The sequence below is a fragment of the Yersinia sp. 1252 StPb PI genome (genome assembly GCF_048593885.1).
In the GTDB taxonomy this organism is placed as follows: domain Bacteria; phylum Pseudomonadota; class Gammaproteobacteria; order Enterobacterales; family Enterobacteriaceae; genus Yersinia; species Yersinia enterocolitica_E.
In genome coordinates this window covers 1-451 of the sequence record NZ_JAZGQE010000490.1, presented here as the reverse complement: position 1 = coordinate 451, position 451 = coordinate 1, and the positions used below count along the sequence as shown (strand labels likewise).

The window sequence follows — 451 nt, the reverse complement described above, 5'->3', positions numbered from 1 at the left end:
GTAAGATGTTGATCCGAAAAATATTTAATATGTGAAATATAATAAAATCGCCTTGTGTTCTACCGATTGCTGTAAAAATATAGGGTCTCGGAAATGATGAAAAAATCTTCTTGGTCAGGTGGTTGGGCTACATTAAGAGATTTAGAAATAATAAAGACACTCATCGAGGTGAGAACTGCAACATTAGCTGCAGAGTTTCTGGGTATTTCTCAACCAGCAATAAGTAGAACGTTAAGCCTGATTGAGTCAAGATCAGGACGTGTACTCTTTAAAAGAGAAGGGGGTAAGTTAATACCAAATTCAGATGCATTATCTTTATATGAAGAAATTGTAAAAATTTCAGATTCTTTTGGGAGATTAACAAATTTTGAATGGAATAAAGAAGAAGGGAAATCTCTAAACATAATTTCCACACCTACAATTGCATATTGTTTTCTTATGCCTTTGACAG

Annotated in this window: 1 protein-coding gene; it reads left to right on the top strand. The window is 33.5% G+C overall.

Annotated elements, in window-relative coordinates; genetic code table 11:
* Positions 1-93 precede the first annotated feature (93 nt).
* Positions 94-451: LysR family transcriptional regulator (locus V2A85_RS24465; protein ID WP_420072660.1), on the top strand; the 358-nt coding region annotated here is incomplete at its 3' end.